This window comes from Sporichthya sp. (assembly GCF_013815995.1).
Classification (GTDB): domain Bacteria; phylum Actinomycetota; class Actinomycetes; order Sporichthyales; family Sporichthyaceae; genus Sporichthya.
The window spans coordinates 1-3,274 of the sequence record NZ_JACDFE010000336.1 but is presented as its reverse complement, the minus strand read 5'-3'; the positions used below and the strand labels follow the sequence as shown (position 1 = coordinate 3,274).

The following is a 3,274-nucleotide window of genomic DNA, read 5'->3' as shown; positions in this document are numbered from 1 at the left end:
GCCCGGTTCCGCTGCCGGCCGGGGTGAGCGTGCGGGCCTTCGTGGTCGATCAGGACGAGGACGCCTGGCTGGCCCTGAACGCCGCCGCCTTCGCCGGCCACGGCGAACAGGGCCGCCTCGGCCGGTCCGATCTGGCGGGCCGGATCGGCTCGGACTGGTTCGACCCGGCCGGCTTCTTCCTGGCCGAGCGCGCCTGCGCCGATGGAGGCCGCCTCGTCGGCTTCCACTGGACCAAGGTGCACCCGGCGACCGACACCGAGGCCGCCGCCGGTGAGATCTACGTGCTCGGGGTCGATCCGGCCGAGCACGGCGGCGGGCTGGGCCGGGCGCTGTCCCGGATCGGCCTGCGTCACCTCGCCGGCCTCGGGCTGGCGAGCGTGCTGCTCTACGTGGATGCCGACAACGCTTCGGCGGTGGCGGTCTACGCCCGGCTGGGCTTCAGAACCGAGGCCGTGAGCGTGATGTACGCCGCTCGATCTGACCGGCGGACCTGACCCCGCCGACGGCGCGGGTGCCGGCCTCGGGACAGGTTCACCCGCACGAACACCTCTCGTTCACGCGGTATTGGCATGCTGCGACGCTATGACCGTGCGAATTCAGCCAGGGGACCCCGCCACAGCCGGCGCGCTGCGCGCCGTGCCGCCGCCCCTGGAGATCCCCGACCTGCCCAACGGCGCCTTCCTGGACCGCGAAGCCAGCTGGCTGGAGTTCAACTCCCGCGTGCTGGAACTGGCGGAGGACCGCACCCTGCCGCTGCTGGAGCGGGTCCGCTTCCTGGCGATCTTCGCCTCCAACCTCGACGAGTTCTTCATGGTCCGGGTGGCCGGCCTCAAGCGCCGCATCGCGGCCGGGGTGGCCGTCACCTCCGCCAGTGGGCACGCGCCGCTGGAGATCCTGGAGCAGGTCTGGGCCCGCTCCGGCGAGCTGGCGCAGCGGGCGTCCAGTTGCTTCCGCCGCGACCTGCTGATCCGCCTCAGCAAGGAGAACATCCAGATCCTGCGCTGGGACGACCTCTCCGACGAGGAGCAGAACACCCTGCACGGGCTGTTCCGGGAGAAGGTCTTCCCGGTCCTCACCCCGCTGGCCGTCGACCCCTCTCACCCGTTCCCCTACATCTCCGGCCTGTCGCTGAACCTGGCCGTCGTGGTGCGCAACCCGAGTACCGACCGGGAGAACTTCGCCCGGGTCAAGGTGCCGCCGCTGCTGCCGCGGTTCATCGCCGCCTCCGACACCCGCTTCGTCCCGCTCGAGGACCTGATCTCCGCCCACCTGCAGGAACTGTTCCCGGGCATGATCATCGAGGCCCACCACGCGTTCCGGGTTACCCGCAACGAGGACTTCGAGGTCGAGGAGGACGACGCCGAGAACCTCCTGCAGGCCATCGAGCGGGAACTGATGCGCCGTCGGTTCGGTCCGCCGGTGCGCCTCGAGGTGGACGCGAGCATCGACGAGGACGCCCTCGATCTCCTGGTTCGTGAGCTCGGGGTCAGCTCCTCCGAGGTGGTGGCCTCACCCGGTCCGCTCGACCTGTCCGGCCTGCATGCGATCGCCGACATCCCGCGTCCGGACCTGCACTTCCCGACCTTCGTCCCGACCACGCACCCACACCTGGCCGCGGTCGAGAGCGCGAAGGCGGCCGACGTGTTCGCGGCGGTCCGCGTCCGCGACGTCCTGCTGCACCACCCGTACGACTCGTTCTCCACCAGCGTGCAGGCCTTCATCGAGCAGGCCGCCGCCGACCCGCACGTGCTGGCCATCAAGCAGACGCTCTACCGGACCAGCGGTGACTCCCCGATCGTCGACGCCCTGATCGACGCCGCCGAGGCCGGCAAGCAGGTGGTCTGCCTGGTCGAGCTCAAGGCCCGCTTCGACGAGCAGGCCAACATCACCTGGGCGCGCAAGCTGGAGCAGGCCGGCTGCCATGTGGTCTACGGGCAGGTCGGTCTCAAGACGCACTGCAAGCTCGCGCTCGTCGTACGCGAAGAGGGCGACCGGCTGCGCCGGTACTGCCACATCGGCACCGGCAATTACAACCCGAAGACCGCGCGCACGTACGAGGACGTCGGCCTGCTGACCTCGGACCCGGTGGTCGCCGAGGACGTCGCGAACCTGTTCAACCAGCTCTCCGGCTACGCCCGCGGCACCTCGTTCCGCCGGTTGCTGGTCGCGCCGCACTCGGTACGCAGCGGGATCGTGGCCCGGATCGAGGGCGAGATCGAGAACCACCTGGCCGCCCGCCCGGCGCGGATCCGGTTCAAGGTGAATTCCCTGGTCGACGAGGTCACCATCGAGGCGCTCTACCGGGCCTCCAACGCCGGGGTCCCGGTCGACATCTGGACCCGCGGCATCTGCGCACTGCGACCCGGCGTCCCCGGCATGTCGGAGACCATCCAGGTCCGCAGCATCCTCGGCCGCTTCCTGGAGCACTCGCGGATCTTCTGGTTCGCGGGCGGGGGCGAACCCGAGGTCTGGATCGGCAGCGCAGATCTGATGCACCGTAACCTGGACCGGCGGGTCGAGGCGTTGGTGCGGATCAGCAGCCCGGACCACGTCCGCGAGCTGACCGAGCTGATGGACATCGCCTTCGCGCACACCACCGCGGCGTGGCGGCTGGACCGCAACGGCACCTGGACCCGGCATCACCGCCGCTCGGACGGCCGCGATCTGATGGACCTTCAGGACCATTTGATCAAGCTCAAGGCGCGGCGCCGCGCGGACACGGACTGACGGCCGGATTGATCGAGCCCCGACTCGTGATCGTGCGCATCGTGCCCCCCTTGCCAGAGCAGCCGGAGTCCCGGGGTTCGGGACCGGTCGGCGCTGACGACCCGGCCCGGGAGGCGATCCGCGCCGCCCTGGCCCGCAACGTCGCGAAGCTGACCCGGCACGAGTCCGGCGTGCGGGCCGGGACCCCCGACTCCGTCCGCAAACTGCGCATCGCCGCCCGCCGGCTGCGCAGCGACCTGAACACCTTCCGCCCGCTGCTCGACCCGGAGTGGGCGAAGGCGCTGAGCCAGGAGCTCGGCGCGCTGGCCCGCAGTGTCGGCACGGCGCGGGACCGCGAGGTCACGCTGCACCGGCTCGAGCGCGACGTCGAGGTGCTGCCGCCCGGGGCCCCGCTCGAGGCGACGCTGGACTATCTGCGGACCGTGCTCACCGCGGACCTCGCCACCGCCCAGGAAGGGGCGGTCGCCGCGCTGGACTCCGACGGCACCGCCGCGCTGATCGCCGCGATGCAGGTCGCGGCGGAGGATCCGCGCACCAACGCCGAGGC

Annotated in this window: 3 protein-coding genes; all 3 read left to right on the top strand. The window is 71.2% G+C overall.

Going from position 1 to position 3,274, the window contains the following annotated elements; translation table 11 throughout:
• On the top strand, window positions 1–494 hold a 494-nt coding region (gene mshD, locus H0X00_RS22850), incomplete at its 5' end, for a mycothiol synthase (RefSeq protein WP_293775092.1).
• A 133-nt stretch (window positions 495–627) separates the two neighbouring features.
• Window positions 628–2,727: an RNA degradosome polyphosphate kinase gene (locus H0X00_RS22845; RefSeq protein ID WP_367186743.1), complete on the top strand. Its 2,100-nt coding sequence runs from the start codon at window positions 628–630 to the stop codon at window positions 2,725–2,727.
• 41 nt (window positions 2,728–2,768) lie between these two features.
• Window positions 2,769–3,274, top strand: a 506-nt coding sequence (locus H0X00_RS22840; protein ID WP_293775090.1) for a CHAD domain-containing protein, incomplete at its 3' end; no start/stop codon positions are given.